Annotated in this window: 21 protein-coding genes, 1 tRNA gene and 2 other annotated features (1 of these 24 running past the window's edge); of the genes, 19 read left to right on the top strand and 3 right to left on the bottom strand. The window is 40.3% G+C overall.

Features of this window, described 5'->3' with window-relative positions; translation table 11 throughout:
- Positions 1 to 142 precede the first annotated feature (142 nt).
- The 14 genes from ABE613_RS13910 to pdxR all read left to right on the top strand — a co-directional run bounded on the left by ABE613_RS13910 (position 143) and on the right by pdxR (position 14,768).
- On the top strand, positions 143 to 1,435 hold the full coding sequence (locus ABE613_RS13910; protein WP_347376693.1) for a glycosyltransferase: 1,293 nt from the start codon (positions 143 to 145) through the stop codon (positions 1,433 to 1,435).
- A complete protein-coding gene (locus ABE613_RS13905; protein ID WP_235234008.1) occupies positions 1,368 to 2,006 on the top strand; it encodes a DUF374 domain-containing protein in 639 nt (212 codons plus the stop codon). The genes ABE613_RS13910 and ABE613_RS13905 overlap by 68 nt, the downstream gene beginning before the upstream one ends.
- A gap of 45 nt (positions 2,007 to 2,051) precedes the next feature.
- Positions 2,052 to 2,759 carry a response regulator transcription factor gene (locus ABE613_RS13900; protein WP_235234009.1) on the top strand — a complete coding sequence of 236 codons (708 nt, stop codon included), beginning with the start codon at positions 2,052 to 2,054 and terminating at the stop codon, positions 2,757 to 2,759.
- Positions 2,731 to 4,809 carry a sensor histidine kinase gene (locus tag ABE613_RS13895; RefSeq protein WP_510182366.1) on the top strand — a complete coding sequence of 693 codons (2,079 nt, stop codon included), beginning with the start codon at positions 2,731 to 2,733 and terminating at the stop codon, positions 4,807 to 4,809. The genes ABE613_RS13900 and ABE613_RS13895 overlap by 29 nt, the downstream gene beginning before the upstream one ends.
- A gap of 112 nt (positions 4,810 to 4,921) precedes the next feature.
- Positions 4,922 to 5,247 (top strand) — a binding site (T-box leader).
- 127 nt (positions 5,248 to 5,374) lie between these two features.
- Positions 5,375 to 6,070, top strand: coding sequence for a serine O-acetyltransferase EpsC (epsC, locus tag ABE613_RS13890; RefSeq protein ID WP_235234010.1), 696 nt, complete (start codon positions 5,375 to 5,377; stop codon positions 6,068 to 6,070).
- A 1-nt stretch (position 6,071) separates the two neighbouring features.
- Positions 6,072 to 7,478: a cysteine--tRNA ligase gene (gene cysS, locus ABE613_RS13885; protein WP_235234011.1), complete on the top strand. Its 1,407-nt coding sequence runs from the start codon at positions 6,072 to 6,074 to the stop codon at positions 7,476 to 7,478.
- The gene (locus ABE613_RS13880) at positions 7,463 to 7,906 is read left to right on the top strand and encodes a Mini-ribonuclease 3 (RefSeq protein ID WP_235234012.1); all 444 of its coding nucleotides are present in this window, start codon (positions 7,463 to 7,465) and stop codon (positions 7,904 to 7,906) included. The genes cysS and ABE613_RS13880 overlap by 16 nt, the downstream gene beginning before the upstream one ends.
- 9 nt (positions 7,907 to 7,915) lie before the next feature.
- Positions 7,916 to 8,668 (top strand): 23S rRNA (guanosine(2251)-2'-O)-methyltransferase RlmB, encoded by a 753-nt coding sequence (gene rlmB / locus ABE613_RS13875; protein WP_347376691.1) that lies wholly within the window; start codon positions 7,916 to 7,918, stop codon positions 8,666 to 8,668.
- A 27-nt stretch (positions 8,669 to 8,695) separates the two neighbouring features.
- Positions 8,696 to 9,313, top strand: a complete 618-nt coding sequence (gene sigH, locus ABE613_RS13870) for an RNA polymerase sporulation sigma factor SigH (protein WP_347376690.1) — start codon at positions 8,696 to 8,698, stop codon at positions 9,311 to 9,313.
- 64 nt (positions 9,314 to 9,377) lie between these two features.
- A tRNA-Thr gene (locus tag ABE613_RS13865) sits at positions 9,378 to 9,450 on the top strand.
- Between the two features lie 63 nt (positions 9,451 to 9,513).
- A complete protein-coding gene (locus tag ABE613_RS13860; protein WP_347376689.1) occupies positions 9,514 to 10,854 on the top strand; it encodes an MATE family efflux transporter in 1,341 nt (446 codons plus the stop codon).
- Positions 10,855 to 10,887: 33 nt separating this feature from the next.
- Positions 10,888 to 11,586: an NUDIX domain-containing protein gene (locus tag ABE613_RS13855; RefSeq protein ID WP_347376688.1), complete on the top strand. Its 699-nt coding sequence runs from the start codon at positions 10,888 to 10,890 to the stop codon at positions 11,584 to 11,586.
- A 91-nt stretch (positions 11,587 to 11,677) separates the two neighbouring features.
- Entirely contained in the window at positions 11,678 to 13,345 is a 1,668-nt protein-coding gene (locus ABE613_RS13850; RefSeq protein WP_347376687.1) for a glutamine--tRNA ligase/YqeY domain fusion protein, read from the top strand.
- A gap of 25 nt (positions 13,346 to 13,370) precedes the next feature.
- Positions 13,371 to 14,768, top strand: a complete 1,398-nt coding sequence (pdxR, locus tag ABE613_RS13845) for a MocR-like pyridoxine biosynthesis transcription factor PdxR (protein ID WP_347376686.1) — start codon at positions 13,371 to 13,373, stop codon at positions 14,766 to 14,768.
- Here the strand turns inward: pdxR and ABE613_RS13840 are convergent.
- Positions 14,745 to 15,413 (bottom strand): YczE/YyaS/YitT family protein, encoded by a 669-nt coding sequence (locus ABE613_RS13840; protein WP_347376685.1) that lies wholly within the window; start codon positions 15,411 to 15,413, stop codon positions 14,745 to 14,747. The genes pdxR and ABE613_RS13840 overlap by 24 nt on opposite strands.
- Before the next feature lie 124 nt (positions 15,414 to 15,537).
- A complete protein-coding gene (locus ABE613_RS13835; RefSeq protein WP_235234022.1) occupies positions 15,538 to 15,840 on the bottom strand; it encodes a hypothetical protein in 303 nt (100 codons plus the stop codon).
- Between the two features lie 169 nt (positions 15,841 to 16,009).
- Here ABE613_RS13835 and cls point away from each other — a divergent pair, with 169 nt between their 5' ends.
- The 3 genes from cls (at position 16,010) to ABE613_RS13820 (ending at position 20,088) form a co-directional block, all read left to right on the top strand.
- The gene (gene cls / locus ABE613_RS13830; protein WP_235234023.1) at positions 16,010 to 17,572 is read left to right on the top strand and encodes a cardiolipin synthase; all 1,563 of its coding nucleotides are present in this window, start codon (positions 16,010 to 16,012) and stop codon (positions 17,570 to 17,572) included.
- 138 nt (positions 17,573 to 17,710) lie between these two features.
- Complete coding sequence (locus ABE613_RS13825) at positions 17,711 to 18,985, top strand: adenylosuccinate synthase (protein ID WP_235234024.1); 1,275 nt, start codon at positions 17,711 to 17,713, stop codon at positions 18,983 to 18,985.
- Between the two features lie 947 nt (positions 18,986 to 19,932).
- Positions 19,933 to 20,088, top strand: coding sequence for a hypothetical protein (locus ABE613_RS13820; protein ID WP_235234161.1), 156 nt, complete (start codon positions 19,933 to 19,935; stop codon positions 20,086 to 20,088).
- A gap of 43 nt (positions 20,089 to 20,131) precedes the next feature.
- Here the strand turns inward: ABE613_RS13820 and ABE613_RS13815 are convergent, their stop codons facing one another.
- Positions 20,132 to 20,392 (bottom strand): hypothetical protein, encoded by a 261-nt coding sequence (locus ABE613_RS13815; RefSeq protein ID WP_347376683.1) that lies wholly within the window; start codon positions 20,390 to 20,392, stop codon positions 20,132 to 20,134.
- A gap of 91 nt (positions 20,393 to 20,483) precedes the next feature.
- Between ABE613_RS13815 and ABE613_RS13810 the strand changes: the two genes are divergently transcribed.
- Positions 20,484 to 20,990 carry an SEC-C metal-binding domain-containing protein gene (locus ABE613_RS13810; protein ID WP_235234166.1) on the top strand — a complete coding sequence of 169 codons (507 nt, stop codon included), beginning with the start codon at positions 20,484 to 20,486 and terminating at the stop codon, positions 20,988 to 20,990.
- Positions 20,990 to 21,697 (top strand): YdcF family protein, encoded by a 708-nt coding sequence (locus ABE613_RS13805; RefSeq protein WP_347376682.1) that lies wholly within the window; start codon positions 20,990 to 20,992, stop codon positions 21,695 to 21,697. Before ABE613_RS13810 ends, ABE613_RS13805 begins: the two co-directional genes overlap by 1 nt.
- Before the next feature lie 37 nt (positions 21,698 to 21,734).
- Positions 21,735 to 21,880 (top strand) — a binding site (T-box leader); it runs 70 nt beyond the window's last position.

Below are 21,880 nucleotides of genomic sequence, written 5' to 3'. Positions count from 1 at the left end.
TGGTAGCCTACATTATACACGAAAAAGGGGGTCATTGCTTTTTTATATGCAAAAAGTGGTGAAGTCCTTGAAAATATAAGGTTTTAAAGAAAAATAGGACTGTAAAACTTTACAGTACCGATGATAAGAAGGGGAGAAGGATATGAAGATTGCAATGATGACAAACAATTATAAACCCTTTGTGGGAGGTGTTCCTGTGTCCGTGGAACGATTGACATGCGGGCTGCGTGAAAGGGGACATGAAGTCTGTGTATTTGCACCAGAGTACCGAGAACTGGAGAATGAAGAGACAGGAGACCAGAGAGTAGAAGAACAAGAAGATGTAGTGCGTTACCGGTCTTGCCGAAGAAAATTTGAAAATGGAATGGTTATCCCTGATGTAACGGATCCAAGAATAAGGGAAGCATTTGCAAAAAGAAAATTTGATCTGATTCATGTGCATCATCCAATGTTGATCGGAAATGTGGCAGTGGCTCTAAGCCGCAGATATCAATTGCCTCTGATCTATACATATCATACGAGATATGAGGAATATCTGCATTACATCAATGTGTTTTCAGGAAAGCGAGAGTGGACAGCTGTGGAAAAATGTCTGGAGCAAAGCAGAAAATGGCTTCCCAGGTATATGGCATCATTTATGAACAAATGTGACCTTGTGCTGGCGCCTTCTGCCGGTATGAGAGATTCTATCTTACGACAAGAAATTTCAACACCTGTCCGGATTCTTCCGACGGGTCTGGATGACGGTTCTTATGTGAAAGATGAGAAAGTATCCGATGAAATCAAAAGAACATATCTGGGGGATAAACGCTGTTTGTTCTGTACGGTGTCAAGATTGGAGAAGGAAAAGAATCTTTATTTTCTTCTGCGAAGTATTCAATGTCTTCGGCGACGTGTGGGGGATGGATTCAGCGTAATGGTAATTGGTGATGGAGCAGAACGACCGGCACTGGAACTATATGCAAAAGAGCTCGGTATCGAAGGGGTGGTGAGATTTGTCGGAGAAGTACCGAATCAGAAAGTGAAAAATTATCTGTTTGCAAGTGATGTGTTTTTGTTTGCTTCCCAGTCAGAGACCCAGGGAATTGTACTTGCGGAAGCGATGGCTGCAGGGCTGCCAGTGGCTGCTGTGTCAGCCTGTGGAGTCAATGATATTGTAAAAGATGCAAAGAATGGTTATCTTACAGCGGAGTCGGAAGATATATTTGCTGCAAAGGCGGAAGAACTGATGATGGATCACGAGAAGAGATGCAGATTTGGTGCAAATGCGCTTGGGATGGCACAGAATTATCAGATGGCTTATATCGCGGCAGAGGCAGAAGAAGATTATCGTATGATTTTAGAAGAGAGAAGGAGGGCGGAAGAATATGGACATGAAGCTTATGAAAAGAAAGATGTTATGTCGTCTGTTTTACATTTATTTAAAGCTTCTTGAAAAAACAGTATGCATAGAATGGCAGCAGCCAGAGATGTTTTCTGGACATAATATCGTGGGATTCTGGCATGAGGACAGCTTTGCTATGAATCTGGTACTCCAGGCAGTCACAAAAGAATGTGCAGACGTATCTGTTCTGGTAACTGCAGATGAACGTGGAGAATATATTCAGAATCTTCTGGAGCGTTGTGGAGGAGAAGCGGTCAGAGTAGGATATGGTTTCTGCAATGCCGGTACCTTGAAAGATCTGTTGAAAGCCTTGAAAGAAGCAAAAAGAAGTGTGGCAATTGCCATGGACGGTCCATTAGGGCCTAGACATATCCCGAAGAAACTGACCTATTTTTTGTCTGAGAAGAGTCAGACGGAGTTGACTGGAGTCACGATTTCCTATTCACATAAAATTTCTCTGAACAGACGATGGGATCATTATCACATTCCATTGCCATTTTCCAGGATTACAGTGCGGTTCGATAATTATGGAATCGTATCCTGCCATTGTCCTCCGAGAATCCGGGTATATCCCTGTGAACGGGAGTGTAGTATAATGATTGGCGGGGAAACATCCTCCTGAGAATATTCTTCTTCATATGTAGAAGGAAGGAAAGGAATCATCGGAATGAAAATGAATCATGTGTTAATCGTAGAAGATGACAAAGAAATCCGTGAAGGTGTGGAAATATATTTAAAAAGTCAGGGATATGAGGTGTATCAGGCAGCAGATGGATTGGAGGGTCTGAAAGTGATTGAATCCCAAGAGATTCATCTGGCAATCGTGGATGTGATGATGCCGCGAATGGACGGAATTCAGATGACTATAAAGTTAAGGGAAAAATATGATTTTCCTGTGATATTTTTATCAGCAAAATCAGAAGAAGTGGATAAGATCATGGGGCTTAATATGGGGGCGGATGATTACATAACAAAACCATTTACGCCAATGGAATTACTGGCAAGAGTTAATTCACAGCTTCGGCGTTACCGTAGATTTATGGAAAAACTGGATCAGAAAGAGAAGATGGAGAATATCTATATAATCGGAGGACTAGAGCTTAATGAAGATACGATGGAAGCTTCTGTAGATGGTGAACCTGTAAAATTAACCCCGACAGAATATAAGATCTTGTTACTTTTGATGAAGAACCCGGGCAGAATCTTTTCCGCAGAAGAGATCTATGAACGCGTGTGGAATGAACGGGCAGTAAATACAGATACCATTATGGTCCATGTGAGGAATATTCGTGAAAAAATAGAAATCAATCCAAAGGAACCAAAATATTTGAAGGTGGTGTGGGGTGTTGGATACAAAATTGAAAAACAGGCATAAATTGGCAGTCGTATTGATACTGCTGACTATTATGACAGCATCGCTATCAGTAATGACACAATATCATCAATGGTATCAGGAAGAAAATAAAGCCATTGAGCAGGACAGACGAGAAGAGCTTACTTCAGAAGATTTCCTGGAGCAGTTTATTGAGGCGTCGTATATTTTGTACAATACGGAAAGTACAAGAGAAGAAGCAGATTCTGATGGATTTAATGAATTTCTGGAAGAGTACATGTCGGACGTAAAAGAAGAATTTGATTCTTTCTATCCTTATCTGGATTATCAGGTCAAAGATGAAGATGGAAAAGTTGTGGCCAAGAGTAAAGTGGAGTCCAAACAATCTCTATCAGAGAAGAATATGGATGCATTTGCACTGGGAATGGTCATCACATATGATGAAAATGGTACGCCAAGCGTCAAGATCGAAAAAAGTGATTATCAGGCTGAACAGATTACCGAGTTGAGGGAAGTGCTGAATCGATTTCAAGAAGATAATCCGGAATGGGATGATGATTATTATGAGACAGACACACAGGGGATGTTTCAGACTCCAAAGGATCGCACTTATATATTTGCAATGACAGAAGAGAATCTCCAGACATATTTTGAACACTACTTTTATGTGGGAACCCATGCTCCAGAGAGTGCAAATAATTTTATTGTGATCCTGATGATCATAGTAGCTGCACTGGCGATGCTCTATCCGGTATTTCCATCGTTGAAAACAGGAGAAGAAAAAATCTTTCATGCACCGCTGGAAGCTGTGGTGATCATCTTCTGGATAATGCTTGCGGTCATATTTAACCATTGTGGATGGCTCTTTCAGAGAAATAATGGAATTGCAGATTTCTTTGATTTTACAGTCTGGATTCTGGTGTTTGCCATTGTCTATTGGACGGCGTCCTGCGTGCGCCATATTTACACAATGGGAATCCGACGTTACCTGAAAGAAGAGACACTCACAGGTTCTTCATGGAAATATATCAGACAGATATGGCAGCTCCTTATGACCAAAGGAAAAAACGGACTTCAGAAATGCTACCACTCATTGACAGATATTGACTTCCGTGAAAAAAGTAATAAAACAATCCTGAAAATTGTTGGGGTGAATTTTCTTATACTTGCCATCACATGTTCCCTCTGGTTCTTTGGTATTATGGCACTGGTTGTATATTCTGTCGTCTTATTCTTGATTCTTCGCAAATACTATAATGATCTGCAGGAAAAATACGCGGTACTTCTAAAAGCAACCGGTGAAATCGCTAAAGGGAACCTGGATGTCAAAATTACCGAAGATCTGGGCGTGTTTCAGCCATTTAAACCAGAAATTGAAAAGATTCAAAATGGATTTAAAAAGGCAGTGGACGAAGAAGTCAAAAGTCAACGCATGAAGACAGAACTTATTACCAATGTATCACATGATCTGAAGACCCCGCTGACAGCAATCATTACATATGTTGATCTTTTGAAAAATGAAAAAGATGAAGAAAAGAAAAAAGAATACATTGATGTTCTCGAACGTAAATCCCTGCGGCTAAAGGTGCTCATAGAAGATTTGTTTGAAATCAGCAAGGCAAGCAGCAAAAACGTTACACTCAATATTATAGATGTAGATGTAGTCAACCTGTTTAAACAAGTCAAATTCGAGCTGGAAGATAAGATTAAGGCAGCAAACCTGGAATTCCGCTGCACTTACCCAGAAGAAAAAGTAATTCTCCCACTCGACAGCCAGAAGACCTATCGAATCTTCGAAAACCTCCTGGTCAACATCGTAAAATACGCAATGCCGTATACTAGAGTATACGTTGAAATCACAAAAGAAAAAGAAAAAGTACGGATTCGGATGAAAAATGTCTCCGCAACAGAACTAAACTTCAATCCCGAAGAACTTACCGAACGCTTCGTTCGAGGCGATACCGCAAGAAATACCGAAGGTTCAGGGCTTGGACTGGCGATAGCAAAAAGCTTTACAGAACTGCAGAAAGGAAAGTTGAAAATAGAAACAGAGGCAGATCTGTTCAAGGTAGAAGTTCAATTGGGGACGTAGTACTTTGCAAAAGTACTACGTCCCCAATTGAAAAATGTGGTGTCCCAAAATGAAAAATGTCCTGTACCCGATTGACATTTTTTGCGTTTTCACATATTATATATCCTATACGAGAAAAACGATGAACGGAAAGAGTAGCAGATTGTGGAACTATCAGAGAGAAACTGTCACCGGCTGAAAGCAGTTTCGAGGGAAGCGGCTGTGAAGTGCCTCCGGGAGTTGATTCGGTGAAAGGTTGGGTCATGGGAGTGGCTGATGAATGGAAGTAGCCGGATACGGAATTACACACGTTACGTGTATCAAGGTGGAGGAAGATTCCGTGATCTGTTAAGGTGTGCTTTGGTTTTACGTAATCAGAGAATGTCTTTTGGTGACAGATCCTGTAAGTGGAAGTTATCCTCTAAAAGAGTGGAACCGCGGAGTTGCTTCGTCTCTTAGATTTGATAAGAGACGAAGTTTTTTTATTTTGATAGAGCTATTATTCTGAGAAATACATTTCAGAGAAGTATCTTCCAGATAAGCTCATTTTATTAGTGATGAACTCTGCAAAAAAGGAGAAATTTTTATGGGTATGATATCGTATGTCAAAGAAGAGATTCAAGTGATCCGGGAGCGTGACCCGGCAATCAAGTCAAATATGGAGGTGTTCTTATATTCCAGTTTTAAGGCAATCCTGCATTATCGTGTGGCACATAAGCTGTATCTGAAGAAGCATTATTTTCTGGCTAGATGGGTATCCCAGAGGGCTGCCAGAAAGACGGGAATTGAGATTCATCCGGGCGCGACTATTGGAAAAGGTCTGTTTATTGACCATGGAAGCGGGGTGATCATTGGAGAGACTGCAGAGCTTGGAGATAACATTACATTGTACCAGGGGGTGACTCTGGGCGGTACTGGTAAGGAGCAAGGCAAGCGTCATCCTACGCTTAAGGATAATGTTATGGTAAGCGCCGGCGCCAAAGTACTTGGTTCATTTACCATTGGAGAGAATTCCAAGATCGGGGCAGGAAGCGTTGTGTTAAAAGAAGTGCCGCCGAACTGTACGGTTGTCGGAGTCCCGGGAAGAGTGGTCAAGATGGGGGATGAGAGAATCCCGAGACTGGATATGGATCAGGTACATCTTCCAGACCCGATCAGTAATGATATCCGGGAACTGCAGGCAGACAATCTCAGAATGCATAAGCAGATTCAGGAGATGGAAAAACGTATGAAATGTATGAGAGATGAGAACATAGAGATTATAGAAGAGGAGAAAGCGTAATATGAAGATTTTTAATACATTATCAAGAACAAAAGAAGAATTTGTACCTTTGGAAGAGGGAAAGGTCAAGATGTATGTGTGCGGTCCTACCGTATACAATTTTATCCATATCGGAAATGCAAGACCGATGATCGTATTTGACACGGTCAGACGTTATTTTGAATACAAAGGATACGATGTGAACTATGTATCTAACTTTACCGATGTAGATGATAAGATCATTAAGAAAGCTATTGAAGAAGGGGTTTCTTCAGATGAGATTTCCAAACGTTACATTGCAGAGTGCAAGAAAGATATGGAAGGTATGAATATCAAGCCGGCGACCAAGAATCCACTGGCAACAGAAGAAATCTGTGGTATGGTAGATATGATCCAGACACTGATCGATAAAGGATATGCTTATGAGAAAAATGGTACTGTATATTACCGCACCAGAAAGTTCAAAGATTATGGAAAGCTTTCTCACAAGAATCTGGACGATCTCCGCTCCGGCGAACGTTCTCTTCTGGTTACTGGAGAAGATGAGAAGGAAGATCCATTGGATTTCGTACTCTGGAAACCGAAAAAGGAAGGCGAGCCTGCTTGGCAGTCTCCATGGTGTGACGGACGTCCGGGTTGGCATATTGAGTGCTCTGAGATGTCTAAGAAATATCTTGGTGAACAGATTGACATTCATGCAGGTGGAGAGGATCTGATCTTCCCGCATCATGAAAATGAGATTGCGCAGAGTGAGGCCGCCAATGGAAAGGAATTTGCAAAATATTGGATGCACAATGCATTTTTAAATATTGATAATCGTAAGATGAGTAAATCCCTTGGAAACTTCCGGACTGTCCGTGAGATCAGCGAGCAGTATGATCTGCAGGTACTTCGTTTCTTTATGTTGAGTGCACATTACAGAAGTCCATTGAACTTTAGTGCAGATCTGATGGAAGCTTCTAAAAATGGTCTGGAGCGTATTGTCAATGCAGCAGATAACCTGAAGTTTTTAATAGGCAATGCGAAGGCAGAAGTGATGACTGAAGAGGAAAAAGAAGCATTTACAAAGGCAGGAGAATTTACCCAGAAGTTCGAAGAGGCAATGGATGATGACTTCAATACAGCAGATGCAGTGGCAGCAGTCTTTGATCTGGTTAAATACATCAATACGACAGCAAATGCTGACAGTTCCAAAGAGTATCTGAAGAATCTGTTCGATCTTCTGGTAAAACTTACAGATGTTCTTGGTCTGATCGTGGATAAGAAGGAAGATATCCTGGATGAAGAGATTGAAAAACTGATCGAAGAACGTCAGGCCGCACGTAAGGCAAAGGATTTTGCAAGAGCAGATGCAATCAGAGATGAATTATTGGCAAAGGGAATCATCTTAAAAGATACCCGTGAAGGAGTGCAATGGAAAAGAGCGTAGAATGGCAGTTTGACTCCTATATGCAGGAATTATTCCAGATGAAAGAGGTGGATATAAAAGAATATTCACCTCTTACTTTGGCGTATATCGGGGACAGTATTTATGATCTGATCATCAAGTCACTGGTGATCAATGAGGGAAATAAGCAGGTGCAAAAGCTTCATCGTGAGACCAGTTCTATGGTACAGGCATCTGCCCAGTCGAAGATGATGCGTACGATTCAGGAGCATCTGACAGAAGAAGAACATGCAGTATTTAAGCGCGGGAGAAATGCAAAAAGTGTATCTCCTGCCAAGAATCAGTCGATTACTGATTATCGAAGGGCAACAGGCTTTGAGGCATTGATGGGATATCTGTATCTAAAAAAAGAGTGGAAAAGAATGCTGGATCTGGTTAAAATAGGATTAGATAGTCTAGAAAGCGTATAGGGAGCATATATGAATAACGAAAAAAAAGTGAATGAAAATATGATAGAAGGACGTAATGCAGTTCTGGAGGCATTTCGGTCTGGTAAGCCAATTGACAAGTTATATGTATTGGACGGATGCCAGGACGGTCCGGTGCGGACCATTGTCAGAGAGGCAAGAAAGCATGATACAATTATTCATTTCGTAGAAAAAGAACGGTTGTCTCAGTTATCTGTAACAGGAAAACACCAGGGTGTGATTGCCTGTGCAGCAGCATATGAGTATTCAGAAGTAGAAGACATGTTGAAGCTGGCAGAGGAAAAGGGCGAAGATCCTTTCCTGATTCTTCTTGATAATATTGAAGATCCGCATAATCTTGGAGCGATTATTCGTACTGCCAATCTGGCAGGTGCACATGGAGTAATCATTCCTAAGAGAAGGGCAGTGGGGCTTACTGCTACAGTGGCAAAGACTTCTGCGGGAGCCTTGAATTATACACCGGTTGCAAAAGTAACGAATCTTACAAAGACGATGGAAGAATTAAAAGAAAAGGGTCTTTGGTTCGTGTGTGCCGATATGGGCGGCAAGATGATGTATGATCTGAATCTGAAGGGACCTGTCGGATTGGTCATTGGCAATGAAGGAGATGGTGTCAGCCGCCTGGTAAAAGAAAATTGCGATTTTGTGGCAAGTATTCCTATGAAAGGCGTTATAGATTCTCTGAATGCATCTGTTGCTGCAGGTGTACTGGCCTATGAGATTGTGAGACAACGGATGCAATAAAAGAAAGTGGTTCATAATGGTGGGTATATGGCAAGTTATGAGAAGATGTCGGACGAACAGTTGATCCGAAGACTCCGAGAAGGAGATAAGAGTATTATCGATTATATTATGGAGAAATATAAGAATCTGGTGCGAAAAGAAGCCAATGCCATGTATCTTCTGGGAGGAGAGAATGATGATCTGATCCAGGAGGGGATGATCGGGCTGTTTAAAGCAGTACAGGATTATGATGTGACACAGGAGGCATCTTTTTTCAGTTTTGCAAGACTTTGTATTACACGCCAGATGTATTCAGCAATCGAAGCGTCTAAGAGAAAAAAACATAGTCCGTTAAATAGCTATATTTCCTTATATGAGAAGACGGATGAGCAGGTCACTCTTTTGGAGACAATGGAAGCGGGCGGTGAAAGCAATCCGGAAGAATTACTGGTGAATCGTGAATATGCAGAATTGCTGGAAAGTAAGCTGGAGGAATCGCTCAGTGACCTGGAAAACAGAGTATTATATCTACATCTTCTGGGAACCGATTATAAGACGATCGCTCGACTATTGGATAAAAGCCCTAAGACAGTTGATAATGCACTGCAGCGGATTAAAAGTAAGACAGAAAGGATTTTGGAAAAAGAAAAGGGAGAAAATCACTGAAATTTTTATTGACAAACTGAGGATTAATATTGTATAGTATCAATGTTGCATATATGATATGCGTGCTGCCTTGGCTCAGTCGGTAGAGCGTCGCCTTGGTAAGGCGGAGGTCGGCGGTTCGATTCCGCTAGGCAGCTTACAGAAAACCCTTGATTGATATCAAGGGTTTTCTTTGGTATGTGGAAAAGAGGGAACAGAAAATGAAGAAAACAACAATTATGACAGAAGGATCTATATGGAAGAAGCTTCTGATGTATTCTATACCGCTGATCTTGGGAAATTTATTTCAGCAGTTATATAATACAGTGGACTCTATCATTGTGGGGAATTATATTGGAAGTGAAGCACTTGCGGCGGTAGGATCAAGTGGAAGTATCATTAATCTGTTGATTGGATTCTGTGTAGGAGCGTCCGCGGGGGCGGGAGTAGTCATTGCACAGTTTTTTGGTGCGCAGGATAAAGAGGGCGTCAGAAAAGCAGTACATACAACGCTTGCAATTGCGATTGCAGCAGGTGTTGTCATGACAGTAGTGGGGATTCTTTTGGTTCCATTTTTGTTAAGAGCGATGGGGACGCCAGAAGAAGTATTTGGACAGGCAGTGACATATCTACAAGTATACTTTGGAGGGATTTTTTTCTCTGTTATCTATAATATGTCAGCAGGAATCTTAAATGCAGTAGGCAATTCCAGACGGTCATTGATCTACTTAATGATTGCTGCTGTATCCAATATATTTCTGGATCTTTTACTGGTCGTGGTCTTAAAAATGGGAATTGTCGGTGCGGCCTTGGCGACCGACATCAGTCAGCTGCTTTCTTGTATTTTTATTCTTTTGTTTTTAACGAGGAGTCAGGAAATATATCGTGTGCGCCTGAGAGAAATCCGATTTTATGAGCGGATGCCATCTAAGATTATTAAGATTGGACTTCCAACAGGAATTCAGCATGTCGTGATTTCATTTTCAAACGTGCTTGTTCAGTCCAGTGTAAATAGTTTTGGTGCGGCTGCGATGGCTGGATTTGCGGCTTACATTAAAATAGACGGATTTAATATTCTTCCGGTTATGAGCTTTAGCACGGCGGCAACAACATTTACTGGTCAGAATATTGGAGCGGGAAAATATGATCGGGTGAAGAGAGGAATGTATGTTTCTCTGGCGATGGGAATTATCTATACGATAGCGACAGGAATTCTTCTGCTGATTTTTGCACCACAGGTAATAGGCGTCTTTACAGACAACCAGGAAGTTGTGACATATGGAGTTTATATTATGAAGTTTTTCTGTCCGTTTTACTGGTCTTTGGCAATTCTCCATGTATTGTCCGGGACTATCCGAGGGACAGGTCATACGCTGGAACCTATGTTAGTGATTCTGTTTTCACTATGTGTGTTCCGTGTCATTTGGATTACAGCGGCTTTGTCAATTGCACATCAATTTTCTTATGTTATGGTTGTGTATCCATTGTCTTGGATGGTTGGTATGATATTGATTTTGCTCTATGCATGGAAGGGAAGATGGATGCCGAAAAAAGTAGCATGATTCATATATCAGAAGTAAAAGGAGGAGATAGAGATGCCATCATTTTTAAGTGACTTGTCAAAATTTCAGGGAACGGGCGAGAAAAATGCGGATGGAAAAACGTTGGAAGAATTTTTGGAAGAATACGATCCATATCGTTATCAGACACCGAGCTGTACTACAGATGCAGTCATATTTGCGCACTCGGGAAAATTAGAGAAAGGTCTGGAAGGGTTGAAACTTCTGCTGGTTAAGCGAAGTAATCATCCAAGTATTGGTTATTGGGCATTGCCGGGAGGATTTATCAATATAAAGGAAGATCTGGATGACACAGCCAGAAGAGAACTGGAAGAGGAGACAGGTGTCAAGGGACTTGTGATGGAACAGATTGCAACTTACGGAGATTATGATCGGGATCCTCGTGCCCGTGTGATTACTACGGCATATATGTCTTTGGTTGATGAGAAAGATGTAAAGGTACAAGCCGGAGACGATGCGGCAGATGCAGTATGGTGTGAGGTAGGCCTGGAGATGACTCAGACAGAATGGACAAGGGATTGTGAGAAGAATCTGTATACACTTCGGATCCGGAACAAAAGCCGTCATCTGGATACAACGGCGCTTGTAGAACAGACAGTAGTGACAGGGTTAATAAGAGAACAGAAATTCCAGGTGAAAGAGATGGGAACGCTGGCGGCTGATCATGCAGCGATCATTGTCCATGCTCTCGTATTGTTGAAAAATCGTCTGTAAACTGCTGAAAACGGTGGAATCTACCTTGTTTCACCATATTTTTTATGATAAGATAATGTGCATAATGTAAGTATCTACAAGGAGGAGCCCCATGGGAGAAGAAACAGTTTCTAAAAATTTTATTGAACAGGAAATAGATAAAGATCTGGCGGAAGGAGTTTATACAGAGGTATGCACAAGATTTCCGCCTGAACCGAATGGATATCTGCATATTGGACATGCGAAATCCATTCTTTTGAATTATGGATTAGCACAGAAATACAATGGAACTTTTCATCTTCGATTTGATGATACAAATCCAATGAAAGAAGATATGGAATTTGTAGAGTCTATCAAGGAAGATGTAAAGTGGCTGGGAGCAGATTGGAAGGAACATCTGTATTTTGCTTCCGATTATTTTGATGTTATGTATGAGTGTGCTATTAAGCTGATCAAGAAGGGAAAAGCATATGTCTGCGATCTGACTGCAGAAGAGATTCGCGAATATCGTGGAACACTGACAGAGCCAGGAAAGAATAGTCCATATCGTGAACGCTCCGTAGAAGAAAATCTGCGATTGTTCGAAGAAATGAGAGACGGAAAATGTAAAGATGGTGAGAGAGTTCTTCGTGCGAAGATTGATATGGCATCTCCGAACATCAATATGCGTGATCCGGTCATCTACCGTGTTGCACACATGACTCACCACAATACAGGTGATAAATGGTGTATTTATCCAATGTATGATTTTGCACATCCGATTGAAGATGCTGTGGAAAAGATTACACATTCTATCTGTACATTGGAATTCGAAGATCACAGACCGCTGTATGACTGGGTAGTAAGAGAATGCGAGTTTGATCCTGCACCGCGCCAGATTGAATTTTCCAAATTATATTTGACGAATGTGGTAACCGGTAAGAGATATATTAAGAAATTGGTTATGGATGGTATTGTAGATGGTTGGGATGATCCAAGACTGGTCTCTATCGCAGCATTGAGAAGAAGAGGATTTACTCCGGAATCCATCAAAATGTTTGTTGAGATGTGCGGGGTATCCAAGAGTCAGAGCTCTGTTGATTATGCAATGCTGGAATACTGTATTCGTGAGGATCTTAAGTTGAAGAAGCCTCGTATGATGGCAGTGTTAGATCCAATCAAACTTGTGATTGATAATTATCCAGAGGGAGAAGTGGAATATCTGGATGTTGATAATAATATGGAGAACCCGGAACTTGGAGCACGTAAAGTTCCGTTTTGCCGCGAACTGTATATAGAGCGTGATGACTTTATGATCGAGCCTCCGAAGAAATACTTCCGTCTCTTCCCCGGAAATGAAGTCCGTCTGATGCACGCATATTTTGTAAAATGTGAAAGTTTTGAGACGGATGCAGATGGTAATGTGACCGTGGTACATTGTACTTATGATCCGGAGACGAAATGCGGAACTGGATTTACTGGAAGAAAAGTAAAAGGAACAATCCACTGGGTAGCTGCTCCATATGCAAAACAGGCAGAAGTTCGTCTGTATGAGAATTTGATTGACGAAGAAAAGGGAGTTTATAATAAAGAAGACGGTTCGTTGAACTTGAATCCGCATTCACTTGAAGTTCGCAAAAATTGTTATGTAGAAGACAGCTTTGCAGAGGCAGAAGGCTGCGACAGCTTCCAGTTCGTAAGAAATGGATATTTCTGTATAGATTCCAAGGACTCAACACCAGATGACCTGGTATTTAACCGAATCGTGTCCTTAAAGAGCTCATTTAAATTGCCAAAATAAGGACAGGTGATGATGGAGTTGCCTTATGAATGAATTAACCATGAACCTGAAAACGCATTCAAAGATTCCTCTGTATGAGCAAATCTACAATTATATCAAGTCGGATATTCAGAATGGAAAAATTGCATATGGAGAGAAGTTGCCATCTACCAGAGCACTGGCAAAGCATCTGGAAATAAGCAGAAGTACGGTGGAACTTGCCTATGAGCAATTATTGTCAGAAGGATATATTGAGTCGGAACCTTATCGGGGATTTTTTGTGGCGCAGATTGAAGAGTTATATCATCTTCAGAAAGGAAAGATTACATCTGCAAAGGTATATAAAGAAAAGAAGAAGTACAAATATGATTTTACTCCCAATGGAGTAGATTTGAGAAGTTTCCCATATAATGCATGGAGAAGATTGTCAAAAGATATTCTGATGGATGATAAAACTGAATTATTCAGAGCGGGAGATTCACAGGGAGAATATGGATTCCGCAATGCAATCTGCAATTATCTGTATCAGGCGCGAGGAGTTAACTGCACACCGGATCAGATTATCATTGGAGCAGGTAGTGACTATATTCTTATGCTGCTCAGTACGATATTAGGGATTCATCATCGAATTGCGTTCGAAGACCCCACTTATAAACAGGCATACCGAATGGTCAGAAGCCTGTCTTATGAGACGGCTCCGGTATCAATGGATAAGAATGGTATGAAAGTATCTGAATTAGAAAAGTCTGGGGCAGACATTGCCTATGTAACACCATCTCATCAATATCCTACAGGAGTTATCATGCCGCTCAAACGACGGCTGGAACTTCTGCGCTGGGCTTCTCAGGAAGAAGGAAGATATATCATAGAAGATGATTACGATAGTGAATTCCGTTATAAAGGGAAACCGATTCCTGCACTTCAGGGATATGATGGTGAAGATAAGGTTATCTATCTTGGAACATTTTCCAAATCCATTGCTCCGGCTATCCGTCTTAGTTATATGGTTCTTCCGAAGCCATTGCTGGAAGTGTATGATCAAAAGAGCCGGTTTGTTAATTCTACCGTTTCTAAGGTGGATCAGATGATCGTGCAGAAATTTATAGAGGAAGGGTATTATGAACGGCATCTGAATAAAACAAGAGCATTGTATAAGAGCAGACATGATTTGCTAATTGAAGGATTACGTCCAATGATGGATATCTGTAAGATATCAGGAGAACATGCGGGGGTTCACCTTCTTCTGACTTTCCATAACGGAATGTCAGAAGAAGAATTGATTCAACGGGCAGAAGCGGAAGATATTCGTGTCTATGGGCTTTCGGATTATTGTATTCAGGAAAAATATGAAGGAAATGCCACCATATTGTTAGGATACGCGAACCTTTCGGAGGAACAGATTCGAGAGGCAGTTCAGATATTAAATTGCTGTTGGAAAAAATAGTATATATACCTTTTGAATAAGTTTTTCATTAATTGGAAGGAAAATATTAGCTACAGGTCCTACACAGGCAGCACAGATCACAGTTCCGAGTCCAACTGAACCTCCCAACAGGAATCCTGCAAGGACAAAGGAAATATCTGTTATGACACGTACGATTCCGAAACTTCGTTTTGTCTTATCACTGATTACAACGGCGACCAGGTCGTTAGGACCGGTTCCTGCGTCGGATTTGATTACAATGGTCATACCGTAAGCCAATATCACACATCCCAGTGCGAGAATAATAAGCTTATACGGAAGAGGACTGTTTTCTGATACCACTGGTTTTAGGATGAGCGTAAACATATCTATAATAGGTCCTCCAAAAATCATACAGAGAACGGTGCCTATTTTAATATAGGTTTTGTCTGTTGCCAGAAGAATCAGAATAATCAGGAAGCAAAGAGCGATATGGACACGTCCGTGAGTTAAAAATTCCCATCCTGTCAGATTAGACAATGTACGATAGACTCCCTGCACCAGCACATTATAGGGGTCAGAACCGAGATTTGTAAGGAGGAACAAAGTGACCCCCAGATGGGCAATCGTCAGTCCTACCATCAGAATGATTATTTTTAATAAATTTATTTTATAGTTTTTAAACATAATATTCCCCTAAACTTAGTATTGGATTTCTTTTTGTTTAGTATATCGTATCTTAAAATAAAAATAAAGTGCGTAAGTCTTGTTATCAGTAACTTACGCACTTTAATTGTATTCTTTTTACAATCTATGCTTCTTCCGTTGATTCTTCTGTATCAGTACCTTCAGCTTTTTCTTCAGCAGGAGCTTCATCTTCAGGGACTGTCTCAACAGTCTCTTCTTTGACTGATTTATCAGATTGATTTAAAGAAACATATTCACGGTCTGTCACCGGTTTTAAATCACTGTCAAGATCAAAATCTTCATCTTCAAAATCATCGGCAAATTCATCATCCTCGTTGATGTCTTTTTTCTTTAAATAATATATAAGGCCTGCAGCGGCACTGCTGACAGCAGCCAGACCTAATAATTTTTTGCCCCAGTTTTTCATGATTGTTATAACTCCTTTCAAATCTGTTATTGAATATATCATACCACAGTTTTTGGCAATTTTCCTCTAAAATTAATATAAAATATAAATAATATTGTAATACAAATTTCATAAATGTATGTTACACTGTAACATATGCGAATGACAGCAGAAGGAGAAAGCAAGAATTATGAGTAAAAATCAGACAGCAGGTACAGCAAAGAAAGGTTTGTTCCGTATTATATTCAGCAGAACAGGAATCATACTGCTTTTACTTTTATTGCAGATTCTGTTTTTTGTAGAATTTATTTTTCGGGTAGAAGCGTATGCGCCATATGTCTATGGAATTATTCTGGTTCTGGAAGTCATTGTTATAGTGTACATTATTAATTCCAAAGGGAATCCGGCTTTTAAAATGACGTGGATACTGTGTGTGCTGACTTTTCCTCTGATAGGAACGGTATTTTATATTTATGTACAAATGCAGGTGGGAACGAGATTTCTCCAGGATCGTTTAGCGGTATTGAAGATTGAGACAGATCCATATATGCAGCAGGATCAGGATACATTAGGGGCTATCTGGGCAAGCAAATCGGCTAATGCACAGTTGTCTTATTATCTGTCTAATCAGCTGGGCTTTCCTACCTATCGTAATACAGAGGTGAAGTATTTTCCACTTGGAGAGTATAAGTTCAAGTATCTGACTGCAGAATTAAAAAAAGCAAAAAAATATATCTTTATGGAATATTTTATTGTAGAGGAAGGTTACATGTGGGGAACCATCCTGGATATTCTGAAGGAAAAAGTGAAAGAGGGTGTTGAAGTACGGTTCATGTATGATGGCATGTGCGCAATTTCCATGCTTCCTTATAACTATCCGACTTATTTAAAAAAATATGGAATCAAATGTAAGATGGTGAATGCAGTAAAGCCTTTTTTATCAACGACACAGAACAACAGGGATCATCGAAAAATCTGTGTGATTGATGGGAAGATAGGATTTACTGGTGGAATTAATCTTGGAGATGAATATATCAATAAAAAAGTAAGGTTTGGGCATTGGAAGGATACTGCAATTATGTTAAGAGGAGATGCCGTACAGAGCCTGACCATGATATTTTTACAGATGTGGAATGTGGACGAACGTCGGAAAGACGAATATGAAAAATATCTGACGCCAAAGCGAAAGGGACTTCATCGTGAGATGGGATATGTAATTCCTTATGCCGACAGTCCGTTTGACAATGAAAATGTAGGAGAAGAGGTATATTTTCATATTCTGAATCATGCAAAAAAATATGTTCATATCATGACCCCTTATCTGATCCTGGATAATGAGATGATAACGACACTTTTGCGTGCGGCAAAGAGTGGAATAGAAGTGATTATCATTATGCCTCACATTCCAGACAAATGGTATGCATTTGTGGTTGCACAGACATTTTATAAAGAATTGATTGAAGGAGGCGTGCAGATCTATGAGTATACTCCTGGGTTTGTTCATGCCAAAGTGTTCGTCTCAGATGATGACACTGCAACGGTAGGAACTATTAACCTGGATTATCGGAGTTTATATTTACATTTTGAATGTGGTGCGTTTATTTATAATAATTCAGAAATAGATAAAATCGAACGTGATTTCCAGCATACCCTGACAAAATGTCATAAGGTGACATTGATAGAAGTAAAGAATCGAAGTACATTTTCAAAAATTACAGGGCAGGTTCTTCGTCTTGTCGCGCCCCTGATGTAAAAAGTGAAGAAAAATATTGAAGAATCGTTGAAAATGCATTTTACAGAAGCGGGAAAATATAGTATAATTCATAAGTGGTTCCATTAGGAATACTTGATAAGAATGATAAGTTATGTTAATAACGCAGGAGGAATTGATATGGTTAAAGCAGTAGTTGGTGCTAACTGGGGAGATGAAGGAAAGGGTAAGATTACGGATATGCTTGCTGAGAAGGCAGATATTATCGTAAGATTTCAGGGAGGTGCTAATGCAGGACATACCATTATTAATGATTATGGAAAATTTGCATTGCATACTTTGCCATCAGGCGTATTCTATGGTCATACTACCAGTATTATAGGAAATGGTGTGGCATTAGATGTTCCGGTCCTTTTTAAAGAGATCCAGTCTATTGTTGACAGAAATGTTCCGATGCCGAAGATTCTTGTGTCTGACCGTGCCCAGATGGTGATGTCATATCATAAGAATTTTGATGCATATGAAGAGGAAAGATTGGGAGGAAAATCCTTCGGTTCAACCAAATCGGGAATTGCCCCATTTTATTCTGATAAATATGCAAAGATTGGTTTCCAGGTAAGTGAACTTTTTGATGACGAGTTGTTGAAAGAGAAAGTTAAAAGAGTTGCAGAGCAGAAGAATGTTCTCTTAAAGCACCTGTACCACAAACCAACAATCAATCCTGACGATCTTTATAATGAATTACAAGAATACAAGAAGATGGTAGAGCCATATGTATGTGATACTTCTCTCTATCTTCACAATGCGTTAAAAGAAGGAAAAGAGATTCTTTTAGAAGGACAGCTCGGATCCCTGAAAGATCCAGATCATGGAATCTATCCAATGGTTACATCTTCTTCTACATTGGCTGCATATGGTGCAATCGGCGCTGGAATTCCTCCATATGAGATTAAAAAGGTGATTACAGTATGTAAAGCATATTCAAGCGCTGTAGGAGCAGGTGCCTTTGTAAGTGAGATTTTTGGAGAAGAAGCAGATGAACTGAGACGTCGTGGCGGTGACGGTGGAGAGTTCGGTGCAACAACTGGGCGTCCAAGAAGAATGGGATGGTTTGACTGTGTGGCATCTAAGTATGGATGCAGAATGCAAGGAACAACAGATGTGGCGTTTACCGTATTGGATGTTTTGGGATATCTGGATGAGATTCCAGTATGTGTTGGTTATGAGATTAACGGAGAAGTGACTACAGAATTCCCAACGACACACTTATTGGAAAAGGCAAAACCAGTCTTAAAGACACTTCCAGGATGGAAATGCGATATCCGTGGAATTAAGAAATATGAAGATCTGCCAGAAAACTGCCGTAAGTATATCGAATTTGTAGAAGAACAGATAGGATATCCGATTACAATGGTTTCTAATGGACCAGGAAGAGAAGATATCATCTATAGATAGGAATTTAGATGAGTAAATTTTGTGATTGAGGAGTGCACGGCGCAAGGGAGTTGGATCGGTTGGTCTGTATCTGGTATCCTTCGCTGAGAATCCATAACAGAAAAAAGAACTGCAATTTCGTGACCGGACTGATTCACCGAGAAATTTGGATAATTTCTCGATTCAGCAGTCCTTTCGAATTTGGTCTGTAACCAAATTCTCACACGGAATTGCAGTTCTTTTTTCTGTTATGGATTCTAGTGCTTGGATAAACGGATACAGACCAACCGATCCAACTCCCTTGCGCCTGACATTCTCAATCACGGAATGAACTCATCTGGGGGAATTCCTAGCGTGAAGCGCAATGGGGAGCGATGTTTTTATACGATTCATCATTATTTCAATGGAAGATTCAGTTAGTTATTCTGCCAGTTTTTTGACAATATCTTTACTATGATCGTTCGCTCTGCATGACGTGCAGGAATTCTCCCGGATGAGGAAGTTGCGGATTTGGGGGATGTCAGGCGAGAAGATGGATGGGATGGTTGCCGTTCGTTGGACAAGCGTTAGAATCCGTTACAGGAAAAGAAGCAGATATTTTGTGCGAAGATTTGGCTTCAAGCCAAATCTGAGAAGGCTGCTGAGCCTCGAAATCATCAAGATTTCGGGGTGAATTAGCCTGGTCACAAAATATCTGCTTCTTTTCCTGTTATGGATTCTTAGCGAAGGACTCCGCAATGGCAACCATCCCATCCATCCTCTCGCCGTACACACCCAATTACCAACTAACTCATCTAAATTCCCACTTAAGAAATCTCTAATAAATATTTTAGGTTTCATCCACATCCCAGACACATTTATCAGATAGAATAAAAGAGAATTGAAATTGTAAAAAGAAGGCATATTTTAGGATGAGTACCAATATAATAATAAGGCGTGAGTATGAATAACAGAATGGAGGTATTACGATGCGACAAAAAAGAGAAGAAAACTACCCAGAGGTAATATCGATGGAGGAATACCTTACGAAAAGAAAAAAAGTCAGAGAAAATGAGCAAAACAAAAGATGGGGAGGAATTGCAAAAGAGGATCATGCAATGGTTCTGGCAGAATTATATGTATAAGAATAAAAGCTGAGACAGGTCGAATTGGAGGACCTGTCTCTTCTTAATTTTGGTTGTGGCCGGAGGCTGCAGATTCATCTGTTTGTTCAGCGTCTTCGATATCTGCCGAATTGTCTTTTGTAAGTTTATAGACAAGCGTGTAAGCATAGAGAAGCACTGGGAATATGATAGTGCAGGCAATAGACGCTTTTAACATACCTTTGGAGGCAGAATGGTCAATCAGCGCGAACAAGAGCGTACTGGCATACATGCCAAAAAGTAGAATTGCACCAATAGCGGCCAGAATACGTTTTACTTTTTTCATAAGAATCATCCTTTACATCTTTTCAAGACTTTAGTATATTATATAAAGAGCAAGAGAAAATTGCAAATGAATACAAAGGAGTATAGAAAATATGAGTCGTACATTATTAGAACAATGGCAAGATATTGCTTATAATGAAAAAGCTGACAGAGGACAGCTTCAGAAATTCTGGGGGACTTATTTTCAAATTGAAAAAGAAATCTATGAACAGCTTCTGTCGAATCCAGATGAAGAAGTAAAGGGAACAGTCAAGGAATTAGCTGAAAAGTATGGTCAGGAAGTATTGACTATGGTTGGTTTCCTGGATGGAATCAATGAAAGCCTGAAAGAAGCGAATCCAATCGAGACAATGGATGAGGATACAGTAGTAAGTCTGGCATTTGACAAAGAAAAATTATATAAAAACATGGTAGCTGCAAAGGCTGACTGGCTGTATGAACTTCCACAGTGGAAAGATATTTATTCCGAGGAAGAGTTAAAGAAACTTTATAAAGAACAGAAAGAATCAGGTACGATTCGTAAAGAGAAGAAGATTGGACGTAACGATCCGTGTCCATGTGGTTCTGGTAAAAAATATAAGAAGTGTTGTGGTAAATAATGTTTTTAGTTTTGGGAATATTATGTCTGACGTACTATATACTTTTGTGTATTGTATTAAGAAAATGGAATTCAACGTTTTCAAGATTCTGGTTGGTGACAGGGATTCTGATGATCTTATGCTGGTGTCTGGCAAGCAGTTTTGAAGTGCAGGAGATGGTCTGGGATATCCTGACATGTTTCATGCTCCTGTTTATTGTTACAGAAGGAATCATTGTAACAGGCATGTTCCCAAGGACACGAAAAGAAGTTTCTTGTCTGATTGTCCTGGGTGCACAGGTGAAAGGGAGAAGTATTACGGATTCTCTGAAACGCAGGCTTGATAAGGCACAAGAATATCTGGAAAGACATCCAGATACCAGAGTGATTGTCTCCGGCGGAAAAGGAAAAGGAGAAGAAGTGTCAGAAGCGGAAGCTATGGCGGGATACTTAATCTCATGTGGAATCGAGCAAAATCGAATCATTCTGGAAGATCAGTCGAGGACAACAAAAGAGAATTTAAAGTTATCTTCTCAGTACATAGAATGTATGGAAGATGAGATAGGAATTGTCTCGAATAATTTTCATATGTATCGCGCCTTACGTTATGCGAGAAAGCTCGGCTATCAACACCCATGTCCGATAGCTGCAAGCTGTCACCCAGTGTTGCTTCTAAATTATATGACCCGGGAATTTTTCGCCGTGTGGAAGATGTGGATATTATCTTGACAAAGAAAATGACCGTGTTATAATGTTTTCATATATGGAAAATACGTTGATGAGACGAGTAAGCTGGGAAATAAATAGCAGAGAGAGAAGTCATTGGCTGAAAGCTTCTTATTTAGGAACCTTCTGAAAACTACCTCTGAGTGACTGCAAAACAGTCCGGTGATTCCGTTATCATCAGTAATA

The sequence above is a fragment of the Dorea chungnamensis genome (genome assembly GCF_039832125.1).
Taxonomy (GTDB): Bacteria; Bacillota; Clostridia; order Lachnospirales; family Lachnospiraceae; genus JAFBIX01.
Note: the sequence above shows the minus strand (reverse complement) of the source record. Positions and strands in the feature narration are given on the sequence as shown.